26 protein-coding genes, 1 tRNA gene, 2 pseudogenes and 1 riboswitch are annotated in these 25,648 nt (G+C 50.6%); of the genes and pseudogenes, 9 read left to right on the top strand and 20 right to left on the bottom strand.

The features are described from left to right. Positions 1-322: 322 nt before the first annotated feature. The 4 genes and pseudogenes from IEV46_RS14355 to IEV46_RS14370 form a co-directional block, all read right to left on the bottom strand. Positions 323-580, bottom strand: coding sequence for a hypothetical protein (locus tag IEV46_RS14355; RefSeq protein ID WP_188433240.1), 258 nt, complete (start codon positions 578-580; stop codon positions 323-325). Between the two features lie 189 nt (positions 581-769). Further along, positions 770-2,220: pseudogene (locus IEV46_RS14360) on the bottom strand (flavin monoamine oxidase family protein). Positions 2,221-2,622: 402 nt separating this feature from the next. Continuing rightward, positions 2,623-3,087, bottom strand: coding sequence for a hypothetical protein (locus IEV46_RS14365; protein WP_188433241.1), 465 nt, complete (start codon positions 3,085-3,087; stop codon positions 2,623-2,625). 223 nt (positions 3,088-3,310) lie between these two features. Next, the gene (locus IEV46_RS14370) at positions 3,311-4,123 is read right to left on the bottom strand and encodes an ABC transporter ATP-binding protein (protein ID WP_188433242.1); all 813 of its coding nucleotides are present in this window, start codon (positions 4,121-4,123) and stop codon (positions 3,311-3,313) included. A gap of 236 nt (positions 4,124-4,359) precedes the next feature. Then, positions 4,360-4,470, top strand: a riboswitch (TPP riboswitch). A gap of 217 nt (positions 4,471-4,687) precedes the next feature. Between IEV46_RS14370 and thiC the strand changes: the two are divergent. Beyond that, a pseudogene (gene thiC / locus IEV46_RS14375) lies at positions 4,688-5,923 on the top strand (phosphomethylpyrimidine synthase ThiC); the annotation flags it as partial. Positions 5,924-6,017: 94 nt separating this feature from the next. On the opposite strand, the gene blaI reads toward thiC, so the two are convergent. The 3 genes from blaI to bla all read right to left on the bottom strand — a co-directional run bounded on the left by blaI (position 6,018) and on the right by bla (position 9,395). Continuing rightward, complete coding sequence (gene blaI / locus IEV46_RS14380) at positions 6,018-6,428, bottom strand: penicillinase repressor BlaI (RefSeq protein ID WP_188433243.1); 411 nt, start codon at positions 6,426-6,428, stop codon at positions 6,018-6,020. Between the two features lie 46 nt (positions 6,429-6,474). After that, positions 6,475-8,259, bottom strand: coding sequence for a BlaR1 family beta-lactam sensor/signal transducer (locus IEV46_RS14385; protein ID WP_188433244.1), 1,785 nt, complete (start codon positions 8,257-8,259; stop codon positions 6,475-6,477). 233 nt (positions 8,260-8,492) lie between these two features. Then, positions 8,493-9,395 (bottom strand): class A beta-lactamase, encoded by a 903-nt coding sequence (gene bla, locus IEV46_RS14390; protein WP_188433245.1) that lies wholly within the window; start codon positions 9,393-9,395, stop codon positions 8,493-8,495. A gap of 306 nt (positions 9,396-9,701) precedes the next feature. Between bla and IEV46_RS14395 the strand changes: the two genes are divergently transcribed. Continuing rightward, on the top strand, positions 9,702-10,106 hold the full coding sequence (locus IEV46_RS14395; protein ID WP_188433246.1) for an acyl-CoA thioesterase: 405 nt from the start codon (positions 9,702-9,704) through the stop codon (positions 10,104-10,106). 66 nt (positions 10,107-10,172) lie between these two features. Here the strand turns inward: IEV46_RS14395 and IEV46_RS14400 are convergent, their stop codons facing one another. The 5 genes from IEV46_RS14400 to IEV46_RS14420 all read right to left on the bottom strand — a co-directional run bounded on the left by IEV46_RS14400 (position 10,173) and on the right by IEV46_RS14420 (position 15,088). Beyond that, positions 10,173-10,367 carry a YwbE family protein gene (locus IEV46_RS14400; RefSeq protein WP_188433290.1) on the bottom strand — a complete coding sequence of 65 codons (195 nt, stop codon included), beginning with the start codon at positions 10,365-10,367 and terminating at the stop codon, positions 10,173-10,175. Positions 10,368-10,439: 72 nt separating this feature from the next. Further along, complete coding sequence (locus tag IEV46_RS14405) at positions 10,440-10,769, bottom strand: hypothetical protein (RefSeq protein WP_188433247.1); 330 nt, start codon at positions 10,767-10,769, stop codon at positions 10,440-10,442. A gap of 42 nt (positions 10,770-10,811) precedes the next feature. Further along, positions 10,812-11,369: an MFS transporter gene (locus IEV46_RS14410; protein ID WP_373284627.1), complete on the bottom strand. Its 558-nt coding sequence runs from the start codon at positions 11,367-11,369 to the stop codon at positions 10,812-10,814. 154 nt (positions 11,370-11,523) lie between these two features. After that, entirely contained in the window at positions 11,524-13,284 is a 1,761-nt protein-coding gene (locus tag IEV46_RS14415) for an ABC transporter ATP-binding protein (RefSeq protein WP_188433291.1), read from the bottom strand. A 58-nt stretch (positions 13,285-13,342) separates the two neighbouring features. Beyond that, the gene (locus tag IEV46_RS14420; RefSeq protein ID WP_188433249.1) at positions 13,343-15,088 is read right to left on the bottom strand and encodes an ABC transporter ATP-binding protein; all 1,746 of its coding nucleotides are present in this window, start codon (positions 15,086-15,088) and stop codon (positions 13,343-13,345) included. A 515-nt stretch (positions 15,089-15,603) separates the two neighbouring features. Between IEV46_RS14420 and IEV46_RS14425 the strand changes: the two genes are divergently transcribed. Both IEV46_RS14425 and IEV46_RS14430 read left to right on the top strand, forming a co-directional pair. Further along, the gene (locus tag IEV46_RS14425; protein ID WP_188433250.1) at positions 15,604-15,810 is read left to right on the top strand and encodes a hypothetical protein; all 207 of its coding nucleotides are present in this window, start codon (positions 15,604-15,606) and stop codon (positions 15,808-15,810) included. Positions 15,811-16,360: 550 nt separating this feature from the next. After that, entirely contained in the window at positions 16,361-18,115 is a 1,755-nt protein-coding gene (locus IEV46_RS14430; RefSeq protein WP_188433251.1) for a SulP family inorganic anion transporter, read from the top strand. A 144-nt stretch (positions 18,116-18,259) separates the two neighbouring features. Here IEV46_RS14430 and trhA read toward each other — a convergent pair whose 3' ends face one another. The 3 genes from trhA to IEV46_RS14445 all read right to left on the bottom strand — a co-directional run bounded on the left by trhA (position 18,260) and on the right by IEV46_RS14445 (position 20,070). Further along, the gene (gene trhA, locus IEV46_RS14435; RefSeq protein ID WP_229736137.1) at positions 18,260-18,916 is read right to left on the bottom strand and encodes a PAQR family membrane homeostasis protein TrhA; all 657 of its coding nucleotides are present in this window, start codon (positions 18,914-18,916) and stop codon (positions 18,260-18,262) included. Between the two features lie 123 nt (positions 18,917-19,039). Beyond that, complete coding sequence (locus IEV46_RS14440) at positions 19,040-19,930, bottom strand: lipoate--protein ligase family protein (protein WP_188433252.1); 891 nt, start codon at positions 19,928-19,930, stop codon at positions 19,040-19,042. After that, positions 19,915-20,070, bottom strand: a complete 156-nt coding sequence (locus IEV46_RS14445) for a hypothetical protein (protein ID WP_188433253.1) — start codon at positions 20,068-20,070, stop codon at positions 19,915-19,917. The genes IEV46_RS14440 and IEV46_RS14445 overlap by 16 nt, the downstream gene beginning before the upstream one ends. Positions 20,071-20,357: 287 nt before the next feature. Between IEV46_RS14445 and IEV46_RS14450 the strand changes: the two genes are divergently transcribed. Continuing rightward, positions 20,358-20,429, top strand: a tRNA-Gln gene (locus IEV46_RS14450). A 94-nt stretch (positions 20,430-20,523) separates the two neighbouring features. On the opposite strand, the gene IEV46_RS14455 is transcribed toward IEV46_RS14450, so the two are convergent. Next, the gene (locus tag IEV46_RS14455; protein WP_188433254.1) at positions 20,524-20,718 is read right to left on the bottom strand and encodes a hypothetical protein; all 195 of its coding nucleotides are present in this window, start codon (positions 20,716-20,718) and stop codon (positions 20,524-20,526) included. Positions 20,719-20,869: 151 nt separating this feature from the next. Between IEV46_RS14455 and IEV46_RS14460 the strand changes: the two genes are divergently transcribed. Then, on the top strand, positions 20,870-21,049 hold the full coding sequence (locus IEV46_RS14460) for a hypothetical protein (RefSeq protein ID WP_188433255.1): 180 nt from the start codon (positions 20,870-20,872) through the stop codon (positions 21,047-21,049). Further along, positions 21,046-21,342, top strand: coding sequence for a phosphotransferase family protein (locus IEV46_RS14465; RefSeq protein WP_268235917.1), 297 nt, complete (start codon positions 21,046-21,048; stop codon positions 21,340-21,342). The genes IEV46_RS14460 and IEV46_RS14465 overlap by 4 nt, the downstream gene beginning before the upstream one ends. A 119-nt stretch (positions 21,343-21,461) precedes the next feature. Here IEV46_RS14465 and IEV46_RS14470 read toward each other — a convergent pair whose 3' ends face one another. Then, positions 21,462-22,424: a metal ABC transporter substrate-binding protein gene (locus tag IEV46_RS14470; RefSeq protein WP_188433257.1), complete on the bottom strand. Its 963-nt coding sequence runs from the start codon at positions 22,422-22,424 to the stop codon at positions 21,462-21,464. A gap of 260 nt (positions 22,425-22,684) precedes the next feature. Then, positions 22,685-23,311, bottom strand: a complete 627-nt coding sequence (locus IEV46_RS14475; RefSeq protein ID WP_188433258.1) for an SCO family protein — start codon at positions 23,309-23,311, stop codon at positions 22,685-22,687. 148 nt (positions 23,312-23,459) lie between these two features. Here IEV46_RS14475 and IEV46_RS14480 point away from each other — a divergent pair, with 148 nt between their 5' ends. Both IEV46_RS14480 and IEV46_RS14485 read left to right on the top strand, forming a co-directional pair. Beyond that, positions 23,460-23,618, top strand: coding sequence for a hypothetical protein (locus IEV46_RS14480; protein WP_188433259.1), 159 nt, complete (start codon positions 23,460-23,462; stop codon positions 23,616-23,618). Positions 23,619-23,655: 37 nt separating this feature from the next. Beyond that, the gene (locus IEV46_RS14485; protein ID WP_188433260.1) at positions 23,656-24,132 is read left to right on the top strand and encodes a GNAT family N-acetyltransferase; all 477 of its coding nucleotides are present in this window, start codon (positions 23,656-23,658) and stop codon (positions 24,130-24,132) included. Positions 24,133-24,150: 18 nt separating this feature from the next. On the opposite strand, the gene IEV46_RS14490 is transcribed toward IEV46_RS14485, so the two are convergent. Further along, a complete protein-coding gene (locus IEV46_RS14490; protein WP_188433261.1) occupies positions 24,151-25,464 on the bottom strand; it encodes an aminotransferase class IV in 1,314 nt (437 codons plus the stop codon). After that, positions 25,461-25,604, bottom strand: a complete 144-nt coding sequence (locus IEV46_RS14495; protein ID WP_188433262.1) for a hypothetical protein — start codon at positions 25,602-25,604, stop codon at positions 25,461-25,463. The genes IEV46_RS14490 and IEV46_RS14495 overlap by 4 nt, the downstream gene beginning before the upstream one ends. Between the last annotated feature and the right edge of the window lie 44 nt (positions 25,605-25,648).

Raw genomic sequence — 25,648 nt, forward strand, 5'->3', positions numbered from 1 at the left:
ACTGGAACAACACATCGACAGCGAACCAAAGGAAAATAAGCCCATCACCGCGTAAAACAGCGAAAAAGGCCGTCACGAAAATCTACGACGAGTGGGACAATCCCCATAATCTCACTCCAATCTTGTTCCTCTCTCATTTGGTTACTATAACCATTGTAAATGATTAGAAGAATATTTCAACACAATTTATGCGATATATTTTTATATGTGATTCGTCGGCCTTGTTAGACCTCCCCAAACCTTGAATCTTGAGTTCTCTCATTCAGCCCACACAAAAAAAAGAAACCCTGCAGCGGGCTCCCTTCTTCCATGAGGCCTGATCTTATTTTCCCACCGGCTCCCGCTTCAACAATACACCTTCGGCGATCCGGATCCGATCTTCTATCTCCTGCAAAGGAAGTTTTCGATCCTCCAGCAAGTGCATTCCGGCCAGCATTTCCCCCACCCGGCACAGATTGTCCACCGCCGTCCTCAGCTCAGCCGGAGAGTGGTCCCCCTGGGACACCGTCACTTGTAAGTGCAGTTTGGTCAAACTGCGCCGGATCCTTTTTACCCGTTGCTGTTCCGCGATGGTCAACACCCTTCGTCCCCCTTCCCTCTATCAACATATGTAAGCAATCCACCCGGCGGCAGAAAGCAGCCGCCATTACCATTTCTATCCACAGGATTACACAGGTATGCACATTTTTGTCCAGAGATGGTTCAATATCAGGGGTAATGTGGAGAATCAACACGCCTGGTTAAATATATTCGATTGGTTACCAGCCTCTCAAATCTCAATCGTTTTTCCTCTCCTTTCCCCATTCACCTCCACCGCCGCCCGGATTCCGGATTCAATGGCGCCCTCGATCCAGCCCGGGGTGGATGAGGTGTGTTCTCCGGCAAAGTGAACCCTCCCTTCCGGAGTGGGGATAAAGGGAAACAGTTCTGTGTACTGAAGCGGCTCATACAGAGAGACGGACCCCGCACTCCAAGGATGGCGGGTCCAGCTGAAGGAAGAGCCGGTGATGAACTCCCGGTATGCCCGGGAACCATGAAGCCGGGCCATATTTTCCAAGGCACGCAAGATCCGTTCCTCCTCTGACAAACCATCCCAAGGGGCGGCGTCATCCTCCCAGGTGTAACTGGCCAAAACCACTCCGGGTCCGCCACTTCCGATCCCGTGATTGGGATAATAAGTGAAGCGGATTGGGAGATCCGTCACCGCTTTTCCTCCCCAAAGGCCTTCCTGCTCCCAGAACCGGCTCTTAAATTGAAGGCCGGTTTTGACTGAGGGAACATAGTGGAGCTCCCGAATCGCCTTCCGCTTGTTATGGGAGAAGGAGTCCCGAGGGTCTAATTTCACCCATCTGAGGACGGAGAAGGGAATGGTGATAATGGCTCTGTCCCCTTCATATTGCGAGATCTCTCCTGTCTCCCGATTCCGGGTGTAAATCAGCACACGATCCCGCTCCTGACGGATCTTCACCATCTGTTGTCGAAACCGGATCTCCTCTTTCAGTTGGGGCAGAAATGCCTTGGGCAATTGATCAAAACCACCGGAGATCTCATAAAAATGCATCCGGGGATCCAGAAAGAGATTGAGAATCTCTGAGATCCCGAGAAAGGAATATTCCGATAAACCTTCCAGATCCCAAATCACCTTGATCATTTCCACCGCCCCCGGAGACAGCGCCGGACCCCATGGGTGGTTTCGAAGGTAGGTCTCCATGGAGTACCGATCCATTTCCCGGATCAACCGCCGCTTTCCCTTCGAAGGTAAGCGCTGGTAAAGAGAGAGGAACGGCCGGAGTGCCCTTCGCAACAATGTACCTGCGCTTTTCCCCCTCTCCCTGGGCCACACCGGATACCGAAGGAGATCCGGTTGCCGCTGGTACTCCCATTGCCGGTTCGGACTCCGTTGACGTAGATCAGGTCCATGGGGGTGTCATTTCGGAAGGGGTTGACTGACAAGCCCCATTTCCGTAAATACTCAAACACGAGAGAGTGGCTCGCCGGAATGCGCATCGCTCCCGCCTCCATATACAGACCGTCAGTGAACGGAGAGCGAATGGTCAGGATCCGGCCTCCGATCCGTTCGGATGCTTCCAAAATCTCCACACGATGTCCGGCCCCCTTCAGAAGAGATGCTGACACCAGACCCGCCATCCCCGCTCCCACGATGAGCACCTTTTGGGGATGAGGGGATCGGGGCAGACCCATCCGGATGGTCTGGATCATCTCCCAGTCCTTTAATTCTTCCAACGGAATCTCTCCCTCCCCGCCAATGGTCCGTGCCACGGAGGAGGTATTTCCTCCTCCGTTCTGACCTTATGCAGGAGGGACTCTCATCTTCCGGAAATCATAAAAAAATGCGCCCTGGAGCGCAAAAAAGACGAAGTGTGTCCAAGCTATAGATTGACCAGAAAATAAGTGTCGAAAACAAAACTATCCTTCGCTTCCCCCGCTTGCCCCATCGCTTGTGGGGACAAAGATGGTTCAGTCTCTTGCAAGAAGCACAAAACCTCTTCATTGGATCATCCCGATTTTACCCAAGATATGGCCAATCAACACACCTGAAAGGAGTTATCTGCATATTTGAAGTGAGACAACGGCGATCAATCGACAGTGGAACCATCTTTTTCATCTTGCCTTCTTGTAAAGCTTCCCACATTCTTTTCGTTTATTTCGCAGCTCCTGTCTGATTTGCTCCATGGTTTTGCCTCGGGTGTCAATCCCCCATCTCTTCGCGTGTTCCAACACTTGTTTTTTCCATTTCCCATTCGGCTTCATGCCTTGTTTCTTCCATTTTTTCCGCAATTCCTGTTTAATTTGGTCCACGGTTTTGCCTTGAGTATTGATCCCCCACCCTTTGGCATGTTCCAAAATTCGTTCTTCCCATTTTTTCTGTAACTCCTGTTTGATCTCCTGATCCGTTTTACCCCGGGTGTCAATTCCCCAATACTTCGCATGTTGGCTCAATGGAGGACAGGGTGAGGTACCATCCCTTGCGGAAGCATCATCTGCGTAAACAGCACCTGTCAATAAACTGCATCCGCAAAACATCATCACGCCTGCCACCATCCCGGTCAGCCATTTTTTATTCATTTTTGATCCCTCCAACATTTTGTATAGGTTATTTTCGCCAAACCTCGTCCTGCTATCCAAAATAGGAAGGAATTTTATAGTTCACTGCCCATTTTTCAGTAATCCACACCCCTGACTTCAACAGAACCATTCCAAAAAAAAACGCCAACAGGTGGAGTCACGGTTCACCTTTGGGCGTCTTTTATTCTCATTCTGTTTGATCAACAGCCGGGATTCATATTTGTTATTTTTTATAAGTTGTCTTTCGTGCGGAAAAAGTTTGCATGGTCTGATACCAGGAAGCGACCGTGCCATCCGGCACACTGGAGGTCAGGAGTTTCCGTTGGCCGATCCGGCGACATGAACCTGATTCCATCAGTAGCAGATAATCAGCTTCTTCCGCCAGTGCCAGATCATTGGTGGCAATCAACGTGATCCCTTGTCCACGCCGCCGGTTCAATTCAGCCAGGAACAGACGATATCCCCAATCATCCAGACCATCTGCCGGCTCGTCCACTATCCAGAGCACGGGATCGCCCACCAAGCTGGAGGCCATCAGGTAGCGAGAAGCCACAGGTGCCGGCAACTCCCCCAAAGGATGCCTTCGATATGCGGCCAATCCCCACCGGGCCACAGTCTCCACGGCCCGCCTCTTCGGATGGGAAACCCGATGGTAAAGGGCTAGTTCAACCAGAGATTCCTCCAGGAGGAGATCCATCTGAAGTCTCCTGTATTGAGGTACGTAACCGATTCTCCGTCGCAGGGATTCGACGGAGGACGCCTCCCCCATGGCAGCCGTCCGCCTGGACCAGACATAAGATTGTTTCTCCCACTCATAGGTGATCCTGCCGTCATCGGGAACTGAAACAGTGGAGGTGACCTGCAGAAGAGTGCTCTTGCCCGAGGATTCCGGACCCAGTACCACTGTTATTCCTTCCCTGAGGGTTACGGTAAAATCCAACAATCCCCAACGTCGCTGCCGCCGGGATCGGTCCCTTCCCTTTGGTTCCTTATCGGTACCAACCCATTTATCTACGTGAGTCCATTCGATTCGCAAGTGACTTCACCTTCTCTTTTCTGTTTCCCTCCATTCACCATAACCTATTTTACCGACAGGGTGGAAGGTTGATCTCCTTGTTCCCATACTCAAAAACAGGACCCGGATGCAGGGCTGCGGCCCCTCTTTTCAATAGACGAATCAAAAGAGAAAAGGTTACGGGAAAGGAGAAGGGCAAATTCCCCAATTCATCCTTGATCCTCCCAAGCAAATGTGTTTCAATGAGGACAGGCAACTGCATATTCCACGGGAGCTTGGAGAAGCCAGGCTGAGAGGGCGGGAACTCTACGCCGACCGTTTAACCTGATCTGGGTAATGCCAGCGTAGGAATCTAACGGAGTCACAAGGGATTGATGTGATTCTGTCATCAGGCCGTACGCTGAAGTACGGTTTTTTTATTTTCTCCTCTTCGAACCCCCTCCGTCTTTCCCAGGACCTCCTCCCCGTTTTGCAGTGGGCCACAACCCTTTGAGGAGGTAAACCTGTGATTGATCAACCAACCACATTCCCCAACAGTCGGAAAGTCTATCTTACCGGTTCCCGGGAAGATATCCGGGTACCCATATGGAATTTGTCGCACTTCGTGAAGGAATGGACCCCGAATTTGTACGCAGTGAAGTGGCTGCCGGACGTGCGATCATCCCGGCCAACATCAATCACCCGGAGACCGAACCGATGATCATCGGAAAGAACTTCCACGTGAAAGTGAATGCCAATATTGGGAATTCCGCTGTCACTTCCTCCATTGAAGAGGAGGTGGAAAAAATGGTGTGGGCCACCCGTTGGGGGGCCGACACGATTATGGACTTGTCCACCGGAAAGAACATCCACACCACAAGGGAATGGATCTTGCGCAATTCCCCGGTACCGATCGGCACCGTCCCCATCTATCAGGCACTGGAGAAGGTAAACGGAGAACCGGAAAAACTGAATTGGGGGATTTATCGGGAAACGCTGATCGAACAAGCAGAACAGGGTGTGGATTACTTCACGATCCACGCAGGGGTACTCTTGCGTTACATCCCCTTGACAGTGGAGCGGGTGACGGGGATTGTTTCCCGGGGAGGCTCGATTATGGCGGCCTGGTGCCTCGCCCACCATCAAGAAAATTTCCTGTACACCCGTTTCCGGGAGATCTGTGAGATCCTCAGATCCTATGATATCGCTGTTTCACTGGGAGACGGCCTCCGACCCGGTTCCATCGCCGACGCCAATGATGAAGCTCAATTTGCCGAATTGAACACATTGGCGGAATTGACCCGGATCGCCTGGGAGTACGATGTTCAAGTGATGGTGGAAGGTCTCGGTCACATCCCAATGGACAAAATCAAAACTAATGTGGATATCCAGCAACAACTGTGCAAGGAAGCGCCCTTTTACACCTTGGGTCCCCTTACGACCGATATCGCCCCCGGATATGACCATATCACCTCAGTCATCGGAGCCGCCCTGATCGCCTGGCACGGAACTGCCATGCTCTGTTATGTGACACCGAAAGAGCATCTGGGTCTTCCAAACAAAGAGGATGTAAAAGAAGGGGTGATCGCCTACAAGATCGCGGCTCACGCCGCCGACCTGGCCAAAGGTCACCCCCGGGCCAAGATGCGGGACGATGCACTGTCCAAAGCCCGCTTTGAATTTCGCTGGGAAGATCAGTTCAACCTCTCCCTCGACCCTGAACGGGCACGCTCTTTCCATGATGAAACACTGCCGGCTGAACCGGCCAAAACGGCTCATTTCTGTTCCATGTGCGGGCCGAAATTCTGCAGCATGCGCATTACACAGGATATTCGTCAATATGGGCGGCCGGATCACTGTATGTGAAATTATTTAACAAAGATGATATTAAAATCCGTACAGGGGTAACTGAGACGATGCCATCACTGTCTTCCACTCATTCTATTTCCTCTTTACCCTCATAAGTTTTACGGTTTGGCTTCTCATTTAATACGGAACGCAGTTCCTTGATATCCTCTTCAGTCAAAGAATCCTCTTGGATAAACTGAACCAACATTGACTTTAAAGTGCCACCATAAATTCGCTTAAGAAAAGACTGTGTCTCGGCGTGCTGACATTCTTTCTGCGAGTACAGCGGAAAAAAAGTATAAACCTTTTGATTTCGGTTTACACCAACCACCTTTTTTTTGACCAGACGATCCAAAAGGGTGCGTACTGTTTTAGGCTTCCAATCCTTACGCTCCCGCAACGAATGGATGACTTCATTGGCCGTTTGTGGTGCCTTTTCCCAAAGCACGTTCATGACTTCCCATTCCGCTTCCGAGATACTTGGTACTTTTTTAGACACTTTTGTCCTCCTTCTTTGGATGTAAAATATTCTTTTCAGCAAATACTTAATATATGCCTTTACCCCTCAAAATAGATAATGTGATTTCTGCTGCCATACTTCCCTTGGCGTTGTCTTCATTTTGTATATTTGTTGCAAAGAAATAAGTGTTTTCCTTGGTCTCCACATACCCAATGAACCAACCGTTAATATTTTTGTTATTTACAGCCCCTGTACCTGTTTTCCCAGAAAGCTGTTTACCAACCTTCTTTTCCAATTTGATCGTATCTTTGACGGTCTGAACATTCCTCTCTTTAAATCCAAATTGGTTTGTATAAAAAGCTTTGAGTAATTGCACCTGCTCAACGGGTGATATCTTTAATGAAGATTCCAGCCAATATGGTCCGGTTCCGCCGGAAAGATCGGTATTACCATAGCCGATTTGTTTCAGAAAAGCTTGCAGATCATCCCGTTGGATTCTTTTATCCAAATCCTCAAAATACCAGTTTACTGAACTTTTCATTGCCGTAAATAAATCCTGATCCTGATTCCAAGCACTATAAGGATACTGTATCCCATTCCATTTCATGGTGGAATTTTCACTCGTGATGACATTTGACTCTAATGCAAACAATGCGCTAAAAATCTTGTAAGTGGAATCCGGGGAAACTCTCAGTGTGCTTTTATTTTCATTATAGATATGATATTGATCCGCCTGCAGATCATATAATACAAAGCTTCCTTCAAACCCAGCAAAATATTCGTTCAGATCCTCGTAAACAGTCCGTTCACTTTTAAAATCGTAACGAGTATGATCCTCAGCCATCACGGAAATGAATGGAACCTGACTTGCAACAAGTCCTCCCACCAGCATAAAAATAGCGATACTCTTGCGCTTCAACAGCTTTGATTCAGTCGTAAAGGATGCAATCTTTTCAATCCGTTTTTTTATTTGCTTCTTAGAACCGTTCAGCTGATTTGTCAAAATGAAATTCCCAGGCTGTGATACTCTGTCTACAACATTGATAATCGTATTTCCATATTCGACATAACCGTGCTTGTCCAATGAATTTAAAACGGCATGATCACAGGCTATTTCTCGATCCAATCTCATCTCCCTAAAAGCGACCCAAACAAGGGGGTTGAACCAGTATAAAATTTGAAAAACGACAATCAGATAATTCGTCAAAATATCTTTATTTTTATAATGATTGAGTTCATGCAAAAAAATGTATTTGATATCCTTCATGGACAGCCATTCTTCAAAGTGAGTCGGCAGTACAACATAGGTCTTGAAAAGTCCAAATGTCATTGCAGATTTGACAAGTGGTGATTCTCTTACGTTAATATTTCCCGATATACCCAGATTCAGCTTGCACTGTTCAAACAAGCGTAGAACCTCTTTATTTTTCACCTCAGATGTACTGCTTTTAATGTCCTTTACCTTTAACCAAGCTTGTATTGTCAGAACAGACAAAACGAAAACCCCGGCCATCCATATGCCAGCTATAACGATATTCAGGAAGTCCGGAATGGAATGGTTGACAGATAGCGTAAAGTCCTGCAACCAATTGACGTTCATCACATGATCCCCGGTAGCATTGGCCGGCGCTCCTATTCTATTGCCATGATTTATATCGAAAAAGCTAGCATTATTTTCGAAATTAAATAAATGGCTCGGTATAAAAGGAAGTGTTAGTGCAATTAACAATAAGAACCATAGATTATATTGCCATTTTGCCGATAGCTGCTTTTGGAACACTTTTCTTATCAGCATTATTACGGCAATGGTTAAAGAAGAGACTATAAAGCCTATAACCAAATGAGTTAAGATTACGTTACTCGTCTCCATCACGCATCCTTTCCTTTGGAAATCTGACGCAAACGGATCTTGCTGGATGCCACCCCGCACCAGAATAGACAGTAATAAGCCTCTGTTTTAGAGGCTTATTACATGGGCTTACTACCAGTATCCCACGTAATACAGTATATTGAAAGCCCAGTCCGTTACACGTTTCCAAACAAAAACAACAGATCTGTCTGGAAACAATGGAACAGCGAGATTTGCTGTGGTTGGTATTTACTTCACTTCAGGGCATCGAGTGCGACCTTGGTAGCCTGCGCGATCAACTTATCGTTATATTCGGCATCCTTCTTGTCCCGGCTAGAAAGTACTGCAATAACAATAGGGTCTCCTTTCGGTGGCCAAATGATAGCAATGTCATTTCGCGTTCCATATAATCCCGCACCACTTTTATCAGCAACTTCCCAATTTTTCGGTACTCCCGCACGAATTAATGTATCTCCAGTGGTGCTTCTCTTCATCCAATCAATTAACATTTCACTTTTTTCCGTTGGGAGTACGTCGCCGATTGTGAAAGCCTGGAGGCTGGTGGCAAGCGCTTGGGGTGTGCTCGTATCTTGTGTTTCTCCTGGTTTCACTTCGTTTAACTCCGGCTCAATTCGCTCAGGATTGGTAACATCATCCCCCATCTTCCTGAGGAATTTTTTAAACCCACTGGGTCCGCCCAGTTGCTCCAGAATGAGGTTTCCAGCCGTATTATCACTGTATCGGAGAGAAGCATCACAAAGCTCTTTCAGAGTCATTCCGGTATCAACATGCTTTTCTGTGATTGGACTATAATTCACGAGATCATCACGGGTATAGGTGATTCGTTCGTCAAGGTCTTCGATTGACTTTTGTTGCAACAACGCTCCTACGGCTAAAGCTTTATGAGTCGATGTATATGCAAAACGCTCATCCGATCGATAAGATACTGTTTGGTTTGTGCCGGTGTCCAGTGCGAAAACGCCAAGTCTTGCGTCAAATTTCTCTTCAAGTTTGGCAAAACCATCTGTAATTTCGGTTTCTTGATTTTGTTGCTTGGGTAAAGCGGCGCTATTCTCTGAACAACCAACCAGCGCTACACATGAGAGAAGTAGTACAGGTACAATTTTTTTGCTTAAAACCGTGTTCCATGATTTCATAAGAATCTAACCTCTTTCTTAGGGAATGTTTTGAATCCGTTAATGCCTCCGAGATACTGGATTCCCCCCTCCTTTTTAATCGGATTACATATGTAGTACAGTACTACATATGTAATCCGATGTCAACCTCCGAGGATAGACAAGTAAAAGCAGCACTGAAACGATTGGAACCCGGTTGGAGGAAATCATCAAGGAGATAAGGACTCTTTTCTTTCAAATGTCTCAAGGAGAACAGCTGGATCATCGAGAAGAGATAACCGGGAGATTCTTCTCGCACCAAAACATCGCTTGAAGGAGGAGCATCTGATGGCGTTATCCACCACACTTCAAGTTCGCTTCAATGAATGCGATGGCCTCGGTCATGTGAACAATGCCGTTTATTACACCTATATGGAAACAGCGCGGATCGAGCTGTTTCAGATGCTGGATCCGGAAATGGACCTGAACAATTGGAAACTGATTGTGGCTTCCACCAGTTGCGAATACAAGGCGCAAGCCGCTTTTGCTCAGTGGTTGAAAGTGACCACGGAAGTGGAACGGATCGGCAAGAGCAGCTTCACTGTTCTGCACCGGATCTCCGATCTGAAAACGGATAAGGAGATTGCCGTCGGGCGGGCAGTGTTGGTTCATTACAGTTACCATGAACAGAAGAGCCTCCCACTGACACCTGAAATGAGGAGAGCTCTTCAATCTATCGCTATGCCGCAGTGAAGCAGAAGGAAACCAAAAAGAAGGGGCCAAACCCCTTCTTTTTGGTTTATAAATCCAGTGCAACCTTTAGTCCAAAATCTCTTGGACCCGTCCCACCTGTCCGCTTTCCAGCCGCACCTTGATCCCGTGGGGATGGGTGGGGGAGTTGGTCAGGATGTCTTTTACCACACCCCGGGTCCGCCGCCCCGTCCGTTGATCCGCCTTCAGAATAATATCCACTCTCTGACCCGGCTGGATGTCGCTCCGCTTACGTCCGTCGATCCTGTTCACCTCCTTGAAAAATGGATGCCAAATGACCGATCCCAGACGGAAAAGTAATGCCCGGACTCTCTATTACGATCCCCTTTTACCCCTCTGGTGAGTAAAGAGGAAACAACCCAGGACAATTGCTAGAACGGCAGGAGTGAACCGGTCCACTCCTTGTCTGAACGACATCCACTGTTCCCATCCGTAGGGGATCCCGGCGAAGATCAGAAAGATGAGAGCCAGCCTGATCACCCGTCCTGTATTTCCCCGGCCAGGAATGAAAATCACCGCGACAGCCAGTGCATAACAGAGGAGATAGACCGGTTTCAAAGTGATCAACCCGGCCGCCTCCAACACACCCAAGACCACCGCACTGGCCGCCAACAAACCGATGAGGAGAGAATCAAGACGTTTCATGGAAAACTCCTTTCCAGTGAGTCGATCCTATTATATCAAGAGTCAGGCAGGCTCACGACAGGATCTCTTTACACTCTGATCCGCCCGATGCGCTCGATGACCCAGCCAGTAGAAGAGCATCCCCAGAGCGACAACTCCCGCCAGCAGGAAAAAGGTTCGGGAGCCGCCGACTGCCTCCAGCAACCACCCGCCCAAGGTCGGACCGATAAAGAAACCGATGGAGCGAAAGCCACTGGCACCAAAGTACGTCCCTCTCAGCACCGGTGGGGCCAATCGGTCGATAAAGAGACTGCCGGAAGGAAAGAGAAGGATTTCTCCAATGGTCAGAATGATCATCCCCACGACAAACCAGCCCCAGTGCCCGCCGATTCCCCAGCAGGTCAGTCCCAGAGTGAACATCAAGCTTCCCAGGGTCATATGAGTCAGGATCGACCTCCCTTCCCCCCAGCGGGTGATCGCCATCTGAAACAGGATCACAACACCTGCGTTCAGAGCCAACAGGGAGGGATACAAGACATGTTCTCCCCCAAAGAGTTCCTTGAGATGAAGAGGAAGGTTACTCTCCATCTGGGAATAACCGATATGCCCCAGGATGCCTATTAGGTTTTACATGTAGCGTCCTTGGCACATCAGAACGGAAGCGGAATGTGAAATCAAAACCTAAATCACAACGCTTATAACAGAGGAAATCTTCGATCTCAGGGGAAAAAAACACGTCCCCCGGATCGGGAGCGTGTTTTTTCCATTTGCTTTTTCAACCCGCGCCCAATACACGAAACTGGGCGGCAACCAGATTGAAATATTCGCCGCGTTCCGCCATCAGTTGCTCGTGGTTCCCTTCCTCAATGATGTGGCCCTCTCGCAATACCACGATCTTGTCGGCGTCCCGGATGGTGGACAAGCGATGGGCAATCAGAATGGCCGTCCGGCCGGCGAGCAGGATTTGCATCGCTTCTTGGATTCTAAGTTCAGTCTCGGTGTCGATACTGGCCGTCGCCTCATCCAGGATGATGATCCGGGGATCCGCCAGGAGCGTACGGGCAAAGGAAAGTAGTTGCCGCTCACCGGTGGAGAGAATGTTCCCCCGCTCTTCCACTTCGGTGTCATAACCTTGGGGCAACCGCCGGATAAAATCATCCGCTCCCACAGCCTGTGCTGCGGCCTCCACCTCCTCGTCGGTGGCACCCGGACGACCGAAGCGGATGTTTTCCCGGATAGTGCCGGAGAAAATAAAGGTTTCCTGCAGGACGATGCTCACCTGGGAGCGGAGATCATCCAGCTTCAGATCCCGTAAATCCCGCCCGTCAATTTTTACCCATCCCTCCGTGGGATCGTAGAAGCGACAGATCAGGTTGACGATGGAGGTTTTTCCGGAGCCGGTGTGACCGACCAACGCCACCTTTTGACCGGGGAGGAATTCCAGACAGATCCCCTTCAACGCTTTCCGTTCCCCATCGTAGGAAAAGACCACATTTTCCAACTCCACATGCCCACAGATCTTTTTCACCGGTTCCGCCCCTGCCCGTTCCGGAACCGACGGCTTTTCATCCAGGAATTCAAAAATTCTCTCCGTCGACGCCATCGCCATCAGCAACTGATTGTACACCTGCCCCAGCCGGGAAATGGGCTCCCAGAAGTTTCCCATGTAATAAGCAAAGGCGACAAACACCCCGATGGAGATCTCACCCGTCTGATAGAGAGAGGCTCCGTAGACGATCAGGATCACCGTTCCGATGGCACCGGCCAGCTCCACCAATGGCCGGAAAGTGGCACTCTTGCGAGCCGCTTCATTCCAGGCGTTGAAGTTATCCCGGTTCAGCCGGCTGAAAAAGTCCATATTCTCTTCTTCCTGGGTGTAGGATTGGGTGACCCGCATTCCCTGAATACTCTCGTTCAGATGGGAGTTGAGCACCGATTGTTTCAGGCGCACCTTCTGCCAGGAACGGCGGATTCTCCGGCGTAATTTGACAGAGATGAGAAACATCACCGGCAGGATTATCAGAATCGCCGCCGTCAAACTGGGACTCAACACTGTCAACATGATGATGATCCCCGCCAGCAGGATGATATCCATAAATACGTTGATAATCCCGTTAGTCAACAGCTCCTGCAGGGAATTGACATCATTGGTGATCCGAACCAGGATTGAGCCGGCCGACCGTTGGTCAAAGAAGCGGTGAGAGAGGCGCTGGATATGGCGGAAAAGATGTTCCCGCAAATCATAGATGACTGACTGCCCTAGCACTTGCATCCAGCGGGTCCGAAGCATATTGCCGATCCAGTTGAGAAGATAAAGTGTGATCAGCACTCCCGCAAAGAGAAGCAACCGGGGCACATCTCGGTCCACCAGGGCATGATCGATCGCCAGACTGACCATAAAGGGAGCGAACAGACGGGCCCCTGTGGAAACAATCATGGCCGCCAAAGCCAGTGGCAACAGTTTTTTGCTGTAAGGTTTGACATAGGTGAGCAGACGGGCCATCAGCGACCAATTGAAGGGTTTGTCGATCACCATCTCACCCGGATAGGAAAACCGCTCCCGTGTGTTGGACCGGGACAATTCATCCACCCCCTCAGGAGATTGGAACCCTGTTTCGGTCCCGAAATTGGATATCGTAGATACGGCGATAGAATCCCTTTAGTTGCAACAATTCCTCATGGGTTCCCCGTTCCGTCACTCGCCCCCGATCCAGCACCAATATCTCGTCGGCCTCCTTCACTGAGGAGATCCGATGGGCGATGATAAAGGTCGTGCGCCCCTTCATCACTTCCCGGAAGGCGGCCTGGATCTTTTGCTCCGTTTCCATGTCGACAGCACTGGTGGAATCGTCCAGGATCAAAATCGCCGGATTGATCACAAGCGCCCGGGCGATGGCGATCCGCTGTTTTTGTCCTCCGGAAAGGCCCAACCCCCGTTCACCCAGCATGGTTTCATATCCTCGGGGAAAGCTCTCGATAAAATCATGGGCTTGTGCCCTACGGGCCGCCTCCCGGATCTCATCCATGGACGCCTCCGCGTTTCCATAGGCGATGTTATCCCGGATGGTGGAGGAGAACAGGAAGGATTCCTGGAAGACCACTCCGATGTTTTGCCGCAAAGAACGGAGATTATATTCCTGAACCTTCCGACCATCGATCAGGACCTCCCCTTCCGTCGCTTCATAAAAACGGGAGATCAGCTGGGTGATTGTGGTCTTTCCCGCCCCGGTGGCTCCGATCAGACCGATCACTTTCCCCGCGGGTACGTCAAAGTCGACATCCCGAATCGCCCACTCTTCCTTTCCCGGATAACGATGGGAAACATGACAAAACCGGACATCTCCCTTCAATCGTTCTTTGACAATCGCATTGGGACGGGACCGGATCTCCACCGGTTCATCCAATATTTCCAACAGACGTTCCCCAGCGGCTTTGGACTGGGAATAGGTGTTGATGGTGAAACCGAGAAACATCAAGGGACCGATGATATACCAGATCAAACTGAAAAAAGCGACCAACTCCCCCAGGAGCAATTCCCCCCGGAGCACCAGCCAGCCCCCGTAACCCAATAAAGCCACGACAGCTATATTTCCGATCCACTCCATCAGCGGAAAATAAGTTCCCCAAATATATCCCGTCTCCACGTTGGTCTGTTTATACTGTTCATTTCGCCGATTAAACTGCCCGATCTCAAAATCCTCCCGGGCCATCGCCTTGACCGTCTGGATCCCGCTGATGTTCTCCTGCACCTTGGTAGTCAGTTCGGCGAAGGAGCGGCGGATGTTTTTAAAAGCAGGGTGTACCTTTTGATCAAAACGGTAGACCGTCACTGCCAGAAACGGCATTGCCAGCAAGGTCACCATCGCCAATTTGAGATTAAGAGCCACCATGATCCCCAACCCCAAGGTCAACAACAAAAGAAAATTGATAAGCTGGGCACAGCCGAAGGAAAGAAAGAAACGGAACGCTTCCACGTCCGCCGTCAGGCGGGACATCAAGTCCCCGGTCTTGGCGTTGTCATAAAAGCGGAAGGGAAGTGCCTCCAGTTTTTTATAGAGGGCGTTTCGCAGCTCGTAGACAGACCGGATCCCAAACAAATCCCCGTTGTACTGATGAAAAAAAACGGCGATCGCCTTGAGTGTCATCAGCAGCAAAAAACTTCCCGCGATCCAGGGAACCCATTCATATTTGCCTTTTCCGATCACCTCATCGATGGTCAACTTCAGCACCAGAGGATAGATCACCGTAATCACCGTCACCAGGAGAAGGGCGCCGATGGACAAAAGGAACCGGCCCTTATGGGGCCAGTAAAAAGATTTCAATCTCTTAAACGTGTTCAAAATTCGCACTCCTTTAACGGGAGACTACGAGTTTTTATTTTTCTGTTGACTACATCCCAATCTATTCGTCACCCGAATCATCTATCCCTGTCAAAAAGTGAAAAAGGATGGCCTTACAGGCACATCCTGTCCACATGGAGAGCGATACTCCGAATCACAAGGAAAAAGAGGGCAATTTTATTATCACTTTGTCTAAAAAAGTTCACAGGACCTGAAAAGGAAAGCCAATCGAAAGCTCATATCGACTGTTTTAATGGAGCGTCTTTGCTCGTCAGCTTTTGTGCGGAATGCGAACCCCATCCCGACCGACTCGGAAAACACTATATCACTGAGCTTCTGTGGTCCGGCTTTGATGGAGCGCCCGACTCTTCCTGAGGGAGACTTTTTCACAACGATTCAAAGTCCCTAATCATTAATGACGATAAAAATTTAGTACCTTGTGGGAATATACAGAATGCCGGTATTCCCTTACACTGGATTTATATCAACTCCGCACAATAAAAGAGGTGGAGCAGATGCAAGTGGAACAGTTTCTGCAGGAACGAAACCTGACTCCTCAAAAATTTAAACACGATGTCCTCCGCTATTTGGAACAGGGATTGACAATGGAAGATATCGCCTTGATTTATCAGATCAAGCTTGTTCAGCTACTTCAATACACCCGGATCCTGGGCGTTTTTAAAATCTCCAGCTCCACGGCCTCTTCCCATTCCAATTCCTGATCACGGACGACCTTGGGAAAGCCCCTTCTCTCTTTGCTGAAAGAGAAAGCAAGCATTTGACATTCCTTGAGAGGAAGTGTTTCCGATTACACATTTTGAGAAGAAAGAACGCGATCTTCGACGGGAAGTTCAGGAATGCGAGCGTCAGGAGCCGGCTTCTGCCCCCATGGATCCTTTCAAACTCCAAAACGCAAGTGAAGAGAGACCGGGCTGGAAACAACGGGAGCGAATCCGAAAAAGACCTGCCTATCGCGATGTTAAGTAAAACCACTGTTTTCGCTTCATCATGCCATGGAGCATTTCCTTAGATAAAGTAACTCCTTTTTCAACAACTGTGAAGTTCACTCATACCTGTCCATTGCTCCGGAATCTCCCCCTCGGCGGGAGATTCTTCCATTTTTGATATGATCCAAGGGAAGGGAGAAGCCTCAAAGAGAGTCAAGCCATCCTTGCATTTTTGCACTGTCAAGTATAAGATTTAATTATAGAAATCGGCTGCGTCTTTCTTTTTTTTTATCACAACTGTTATATATCAATATCCTTACAGGAGATGACATCCTTGTTGGCTGATAAACGTTTTCATCAATATCAGCTCCCTGATGTGAAGCGGGACTTAATGGCCGGGATCACGGTCGGAATCGTTGCCCTTCCCCTTGCGATGGCTTTTGCCATCGCTTCTGGTGTGAAACCGGAATACGGGATTTACACCACGATCATCGCCGGGTTGATCGTCGCTCTGCTCGGAGGATCCCGCTTCCAAATCGCTGGTCCGACCGGTGCCTTCGTCCCCATTCTGCTCTCCATTGTCCTGGAGCACGGATATGAAGATCTGCTCATCGCCGGGTTTTTGGCGGGAATCCTGCTGGTTGTGATGGGATTGTGCAAACTGGGGAACCTGATCAAATATATTCCCCGATCTGTAACCATTGGATTTACCTCAGGGATTGCAGTGATTATTTTCACGGGACAAATCGCCAATTTCTTTGGATTGAAAGGGGTGGAGAAGAAAGAGGCTTTTCACGAAAACATCCTGGAGCTGGTTCGACAGTTCCACACGGTCAACAGTTACAGTCTGTTGACCGCCATGATCGGTCTTCTGCTACTTATCATCATCCCGAAAATAGCCCCCCGGCTCCCGGTGCTTCTCGTGGCCCTGGTGGTTCCGACCCTGATCTCGGTTCTGTTTTACCCCGATCGGGTGGAATCCATCGGGTCGGCTTTCGGAGGGATCTCTCAGAGTCTTCCCCCTTTTCAATTTCCGGAAGTGACTCCGGACAAAATCATGGAACTGTTGCCCTCCGCCTTTGTGATTGCGGTATTGGGGGGAATTGAATCTCTGCTGTCCGCCGTGGTAGCCGATGGAATGACAGGAAAACGGCATCATTCCAACCGGGAACTCATCGGACAAGGTGTGGCCAACCTGGTGACGCCTCTTCTGGGAGGAATCCCGGCGACAGGGGCCATCGCTAGGACGGCAACCAATATTCGAAGTGGAGCCGTCAGTCCTCTTTCCGGGGTGTTTCACAGTCTCTTTGTGTTGATCATCTTGTTGGTGTTCGCTCCCTTCGCCTCCTATATCCCCTTGGCGAGTATGGCACCCATCCTGATGATCGTCGCTTGGAACATGAGTGAGCAAAAAGCCTTTATGCATATTTTGAAATTACGTTCCGGTGATTCCCTTGTCCTTTTCACCACCTTTGTACTGACCGTCTTTGTCAATATAACGGTGGCGGTTCAAGTCGGATTGTTGCTTGCCATGATCTCCTTTATCAAACGGATGGGAAATATGCTGGAAGTGGAGAAAGTGCTCCCGGATCACCGCCATGGGGAGCAGATGTCTCCTCATCCCGTGAAAACCGGCCACCATTGCCCCCAGCTGTCCATCTACACTATAGAGGGGCCCCTCTTTTTTGGGGCCGCCGATCGGTTTGAACGTACACTCACCCGATCGATCCATCACCGGCCCAAAGTGCTGTTGTTGCGTATGCCCCATGTTTCCTTGATCGATGCCACTGGAGAAAGCCATCTCTCCTCCCTCGTATCCGATTTCCAAGAGCAGGGAGGAGTGATCCTAATCTCTGGGATTCGGAAACAACCGATGGAAATGTTGAAAAAAAGCGGTCTGTATGACAAAATCGGTCCAGAACACTTCTTTCCCCGCACGGGAATGGCCCTTCGTCACGGCCTCTCCCTGATCAACCGGGAGATGTGCAGATCTTGCCGGCACTTCGCTTTCCGTGAGTGCGAGGGGTGGCACATAAGCGGGGGGATAACCGGGAGAGAAATAACGGTTTCTGATGGATGATCGATTTCTGCAGTCCCCCGCCCGGCCTTTCTTCTTCCACCACCCCCAGAAATTTCTCCGCGGGCGGGAATTTATTCCACGACCCGGAAACATAAAACCCGGCCTGAACAGAACAGGTCGGGTTTTTTGGCCAAAGTTTCGATTTCAATGGACTCCCATGGGAAGTATATAAGCCACCATCATCGCAAAGTGAAGGCCGGTTCCAACCATGATGAACAGATGAAACACTTCGTGAAAGCCAAAGCGGTTGGGGAAAAAATCACACCACTTGGTGGCATAAATCACCGCACCCAGGGTATAGGCGACGCCACCAGCCACCATCAACACCAGCGCCCCGACGGGAAGGCTTTGGACCAATTGCACCAGGGGAATCAGAGCGATCCAGCCCAAGGTGACGTAAAAAGCGGTGGATACATAGCGTGGAGCATGGATAAACCGGATCTTCAGGATTATCCCGATCAAGGCCAGCACCCAGACCGCCGTCAGCATCACCCACTTCCAGGCTCCTTCCAATCCGTAATAAAAGACTGGTGTGTAAGAGCCGGCGATCAACAGATAGATTGCAATATGATCCAGCTTTTTCAGGATCATCTCTTTTTCGGGGGTGGTCCGCACCCAATGATACAGGGAACTGGCCCCATAGAGGAGGATCACGCTGACCCCGTAAATCGTCATGGTGATCAGAGCAGACAGCTGTTCACGGCTGAGCAGAATCAGGAACACCAGTCCGACAATTCCGGCTAGAAACGTGACAAAGTGCGTCCAGGTATTCACCGGTTCTTTCATTTTCCACCATTTCACAGGGCCACACCCCTTTATCGAAGTTACACCCGATTATACAACGGATTCCGGATCTTGTCCTCTGCGGTGTCAGAAGCATTGTGATTTTGTTTTGTGCGTTCTTGGTACCCGGCCAGCACTCATTCACAACGCTTCCGGCTCCCCCTCACTAGCTATTAACTGCTCTCCGTAGGATTCCGGCAGGGAACGGTTCAGGTACGCCTTTGCAGCCGTCCGCTCTTTCTCCGTGGGCAGCTCCGGTTTCCTCACTCCGGTCCAATCCTCGATCACTTTCAGCAGTCCTTCCGCCACCTGTTGTCCCGCCACTTCCGGGGTGGAATTGACCAAGGAGGCGAGGGTGGCCACGGTGTCGATATATACCGGCCGGGTTCCCTCAGCCATCTCATAAAAGGCATTCAGGGCGGAAACCGCCTGCTCCCGGTCGATCCAGGTGAGAAGGGTGGCGTGGGCCAAAATATAGCCCGGCCGCTTGGACTTCAGTCCCGCCGGCCCGCCTTTCCAGATCTGAGAGGTGCCGACGATCTTTTTCCCCCCGACCACCACATTGTAACGCCCGTCACAAAATGAACCCGGTACTTCCCCAAAGTAAGGTTCCAGACTGAAACTTCTTTTCAGCATTCGAATCAGGGGAGCCCCCAGCAACCGATAGATGTCATCGATGTTCCACTTCATCTCCTTCGGGCGGGGCAAAAAGAGGGACAGATTCAGCGTGCCGGGGCCGTGTGGAACGGCAGTGCCTCCACTCTGCCGGACGTAGACCGGCCAGTCCACCTCTTTCATCATTTGGGCCGCTTTTACCGCCTGCGATGTCCGCAAATCTTTTTTGGCCACCACCAGAGCCCGGGGCCCCTGCCAGATTCGTAGCGTCGCCGGAGCCTCCCCCCGGGCCACACTTTCTCCGATCGCCTCTTCCATGGCATAGGGAAGGGAGCCCTCTCCATCAGGTTCATACAGAACCCTCCATGGCTTGACTTCCCGAAACCGGGCTTCCGCTTGTTTCAACAGATCATCCATGTCTCCCACCCTTCCGTACCGTTCACATCCTGTCCATTATAACCGATGATGGTAAAAACGGCGAAAACGGAAAAAGAGCCGGTGCCAGAAAAGACTTTCCCCCGTGTCACATTCGTGTAACAGTTCCCTTTGGTCATCACGGAGTACCAGTCTCCTTTCCCCCCTTTTTCAAATCCTGTGTTACAAAAGATTAAGTGTCCTTTACAAATCCCTTCATTTTCACTATTTCGCCAGCCAAGGGATTATAATGGATGTAACAAAACAAACGGGGGTTATGCATGATGAACCAAGCAGCCGTCGGCCTGTTCAATGCATTTCTTCTCAGCATTCCCTGCTGGTTCGCGATCGTGTTCGTCCTGCGCCATCTGATCTGATCCCCACGACCGGCAGGCATCAAGCAGGATGCGATCCATTTAGTTGATCATGGGTGGATGTAGTTTAACGGCAGAATGCCGGCGCTGATTCGCCGGTGGAACAGGTTCAACTCCTGTCGTCCGCCTGACATGTCACGGGGCCGTCTCCGATCGGAGACGGCCCCGTTGGGATTTTTGGACGGATTAAAACCTCCCCGCAACGGCAAAGGCAGCCGATCGTCACTCCTGGTTCTTCAGTTCATCCAACACCCTTTCCAACAACAAGGACTCTTCCCGATAATTCCGGATACTCCGCCCTTTCCGCTCACCTTCGGCCAACTTCCGTTTCAATTCATTGTATCTCCGTTCAATACAAGAAAGAGCAGCACGCCACTCCTCACTGGACAGATTCATCTTTACTTTCATCTGATCCACACTCCCCACCCTCCTTGTTCAGTCTTACAATGTATGACCCGGGACCTGTCCGGTTGACAAAATCGGATCCATTCTCATCAAACAGAAGGGTTCTGTTCAGCGGAACATCCTGTGGTGACAGGAGATGTCTGGAGAAAAAGGAGCGATGGATTTGAACAGAGAGGATTTTCGAAAGATCACCCGATGGCTCGCCGGATTCACTGGTGGAAAGGATAAGAAGATTCTTTTGGAACAACTGCCTGGGGCCACTTCCTCCTCCCTGTATCGAGTGAAACCGGTGGAACCATCCGGTGAAAAGCCTCTGATCCTTGGTATGACCTCACCAGCTTGAAACCACCGGACTGGTCCCGCCACAGGAAAAGATGGGACCAAGTGCTCATGCTTCTCTCAGCGGCACGACAGGGACGGGCTGCTTTTATTCACCGGGATTTCCATCCGGCAAACATTCTGTGGGAGGAAGACCGGATCAGCGGTGTGGTGGATTGGGTCAACGCCTACAGGGGACCGGCGGAAGTTGATGTCGCCCACTGTCGCATCAAACTGGCTCTAATGGTGGGACTGGAAGCCGCCGAGTCGTTCTCACAAGCTTATGAGCAGTGCTCCGGCCAGGGATATGACCCATGATGGGACTTAAACGCATTCTCTGAATTCTTTCCTGACCGGCTGATGGCGGAACGGGCCGATCGGTTTCTGGAGGCAGCACTGGCCAAAATGAAGGAATGATGAATGGGCGGGTAAGGTTTTCACTTGGTTTCCAGGGCTTTGCCCAGATGCTTCGCATTCTTTTCCATGAGGGTGAAATAGTCTTCCCCCTGGGACTTTTCCTGCGGGGTCAACCCTTCCAGCGGGTGGAGGGTCAGAGGGCGAGCGCCGACTTCTTTCTGTACAGTTTTGGCCACTTTACTGCTGACCAGAGTTTCGAACAGAATATACCTCACCCGGTGCTTCCGCGCTGTCTCTACCACTTCACGCAGTTTCCCGGGACTGGGTTCCTCCGAGGGGGACAATCCCGATATGGAGATCTGATTCAATCCGTAGCGGTTGGCAAGATACCCAAAAGCTGCGTGGGAGACGACAAAGGACTTGCCGTCCGCATTGTCCACCGTCTCCTTGAACAGGTGATGGAGATCATCCAGACGTCGGGCCAAGCGTTTATAATTCCGTTCATACTCCCCTTGATGTTTCGGATCCTTCTTCACCAAGGCATCCTTGATATGGGCCGCTTGTTGCTTGGCACGAATCGGATCCAGCCAGACATGGGGATCCTGATTTCCATGTTCATGGGCATGATCTTTCTCATGCTCATCATGCTGGTGTTCCTCATGGTCAGGATCTGCTCCTATCAAAGGGACACCCTCTGTTGTATTCACGATCAGAACCTTTCCTTCCAGGGTTCTTTTCACCTTATCCACCCAACCTTCCAACCCGACACCGTTATACAGAAGTATATCGGAGTCGGCCATCCTCACCACATCTTTCGGTGTCGGTTCGAAATCGTGGGCATCGACCCCCGGGGGAACCAAATGGGTGACCGTCACATGCTCCCCCCCGATCTGTTCAGCAAAAAAAGCAAGAGGATACATACTGGCCGACAACTTCAATTTTTCGTCCCCCGGACCGGCTGTGGCTCCACTATCGCCACAGCCTGACACCACCCAAGCGAACAGAATAATAAAGATCCCAATCCTGGCTGCCTGTCGGTTCATTTACTCTCCACCTCCGTGAAAAATTCCCTTTTGATGCTTTTTCATTATAACGGAGATCACTCTATATGTAAATCGTAATTATTACGATTTATACTTTCTTTCTTATCCCATAAAAAACAAAAAGCCCTCCCAAGGAGAGCATCTATACCGTCACAGGAAGGGCCAGTTCTTCCACGGAACTATTATATGAAATCCGAACAGATGGCAAAATCCAAATTTCCACCATTTTAAGGTGAAAGCGGATTGACTGTGGTGATCCCTTACTGTACGGAACGCACATCCCGGATGATTTGCCCGTAGTCCGGCCGGATTCCGTTATAAGCCGAGATCACCTTCCCTCTTCCATCCACCAGGTAAAAACGGGAGGAATGACTGATCAGTGGTTCTCCCTCTTCTCCAACCTCTGTCTTTCGCGAAATCGGAGACCCGAACGCCGTCTGCAGAAACCGATGCATCACCGGTTCGCTCGAGGTAGTAAGAAACTTCCAGTTCCCGAAATCAGCCCGCAGGTTTTTTCCGTACCTTTCCAAAACGGCAGGGGAGTCATACAGTGGATCAATGCTGAATGAGACCAGTTGCACAGCGAGCCCCTCTTTTTTCAACCGTTCCTGCAAGCGAACCATATTGGCTGTCATCGGAGAAGCGATGCCGGGACAACGGGTGTAGATCATATCCGCTATCCACACCTTTCCTTTCAGATCCTTAAATCCATAAGGTTTTCCCTTCTGATCGGTAAAGGTGAACTCGGGTACGGGAGAACTGAGGACACCCACGGGATCCGGAGGAGGGGACGGAGGATCCGGATTCCACCTCATCCACCCCACAAGTGCCAAAAGTACAGCCACCAACCCCAAGATTTTCGTTCTTCTTCCCCGGAAATTCTTCATTTTGATTTCTCCCTCCTGTTCTGGTCCGGCCTCTTCTCCTTGTCCTTCTATAGGGATATATGGTGGACAATATCCGTTTATACATCGTATAAATCTCGACTCTGGGAAGAACAGCTAAAGGAAAGAAGAGAGCAAAGGAGGGAAATCATTGCCAACCAACGATGAACGCCGCCGCAGCCCGATGGTGGAACCTGCCGCCGGAAAAAAGCGGGCCGACACGGATGATCCTGTCGACCCCCGGCGTAAAACCGCCAAAGAACCCTTCCCGGAGACGGCTCCATGGCAAACCCCCCGGTCGGAAAAATAGGTTTCCGGAATAAAATAAAGGGGGGAATTCACCCGCCATGTTTCAACTTCGCCAACTTCTCCCCTCCGACTACCCGGCGGTCATCTCCGTTCTCAACCTGTGGTGGGGTGGCCGTCACATGACCGACATGCTTCCCAAACTCTTTTTCCACCATTTCCACAACACCAGCCTGATCATGGAAAAGGAGGGGGAGCTGGTCGCCTTCCTCGTCGGATTTATCTCCCCCGCCTGCTCAGAGGAGGCTTATATCCATTTTGTCGGAGTCCATCCCGATTATCGGAGACAAGGCTTGGCCGGACATTTGTACCAACGCTTTTTCGACATCGTCTCCAAACAGGGATGTCGAACCGTCCGCTGTCTCACTTCCCCTTCCAACAGGCGATCCATCCAGTTCCACAGCCGTCTGGGATTTCAACTGATCCCCAGTCGGACCCTTCTGGAAGGCATCCCTATTCACAAGGATTACGACGGTCCGGGCAGAGACCGCGTCCTGTTTGTTAAAGAGATGGATTAAAAGAACGGTGGAATGGTATTAACCCTCCGTCTGCCGTCTGATCTCTTCCCGCCAGGCCCGGATCATCATCCGAGTGACCCTGCCAGGAGTTCCAGCGCCGACAGAGCTTCCGTCCACCTCTACACATGGAAAAGGGCCCCAAGTGGAGTTGGTGAAAAACATCTCCTCTGCCCGCTGTAAATCTTCGGACAGAATACGGGTTTCCTCCACTGCAATTCCCCAGTGAAGCGACTTATGGATCACCCACTCCCGGGCCACACCGGGCAAGGGACCCCGATCCAATCCGGGGGTGATCACTTTTCCGTCCTTCACCAGAAACAGGTTGGAGGAAGCCCCTTCACACAGATCCCCCTCTACTGTTGGCAGAATCGCCTCTTGGGCTCCCCTGTTTTCAGCCGCTTCCCTAGCCAGAATGCTTTCGAGAAAGTGAAGGGATTTAATCCCAGCGATGGGGGAACAAGGGTTTCGCACCGGTTGATAGATGATCGCCCCAATTCCTTGTTGATACCGGAGAGGATTCAGAGAGTGTTCCTGGGCTTCCACCCAGTAACAAGGTTGATCCAAATGCATCAAAGAGAGCCCAAAAGCGCCATTTCCCCGAGTGAGCGTCAGACGGAGATAGCCGCTCTGCACCCGGTTCAACTGGATCGCTTCCCGGATGGATCCGATGAGTTCCCTTTGATCAGGAATTCGGACAAAATGAAGTTTTTTTGCACTCCGGGCCAGACGGTCCAAATGTTCCTGGAGGAAAAGGGGAATTCCTTTCTCCACCCGAAACGTTTCAAAGAGCCCGTCACCGAACAGGGCTCCTCTGTTTTGTGGGGAAATTCTCGCTTCTCTCTCACAATAAGCCTGTCCATTGACGACGATCCACTTCATTCGCCCTGCTCCCCCCCGGTCCAGCGGCGGATCGCTTCCGCCATTCCCGCCACTTGGCCAAGATTTCCTCATACTCCAGCACCGGAACCGAATGGCCACAATTCCTCCTCCCACGTGATAAGAGAGAGTTCCCCTCTCCCCACTGACCCAAGTCACCGTCCGGATGGCTATATTCCACTCTGCATTTCCTCGGGCATCCAGATAACCGATGGATCCGGTATAAAACCCCCGGCGCCCGTTTTCCAGTTCGTGGATCACCTGCATGAAACGCAGCTTAGGGGCTCCGGTGATCGACCCTCCGGGAAATGCGGAGCGAAAAATCTTTCCCGCTGTGGTCCCCTCCCGATAGGGGCCCGTGATCTTTGCCACTTGATGCCAGAGAGGAAGAGCTTCCAGCGTACAATCCACGGCTGGATAAACGGATGGATTTCTCCCCTGAACAAGCGTCTTCATCCAGACTGGCTCCAAACCAGTACCGTATGTCGTCCCCGGCCGCAACTGTCCAACAGCAAAGTCGCCCCCCCGGCAGTCAACCGACGTCCCGCCTGCACCAGATCCACGGTCCTCTCCATTTTCATCCATACTGTCTGCATCGATCCTTCACCTCGACTCTGTTCCCTCCGGAAACCATTTTATC

Source organism: Kroppenstedtia guangzhouensis (assembly GCF_014637345.1).
Taxonomy (GTDB): domain Bacteria; phylum Bacillota; class Bacilli; order Thermoactinomycetales; family DSM-45169; genus Kroppenstedtia; species Kroppenstedtia guangzhouensis.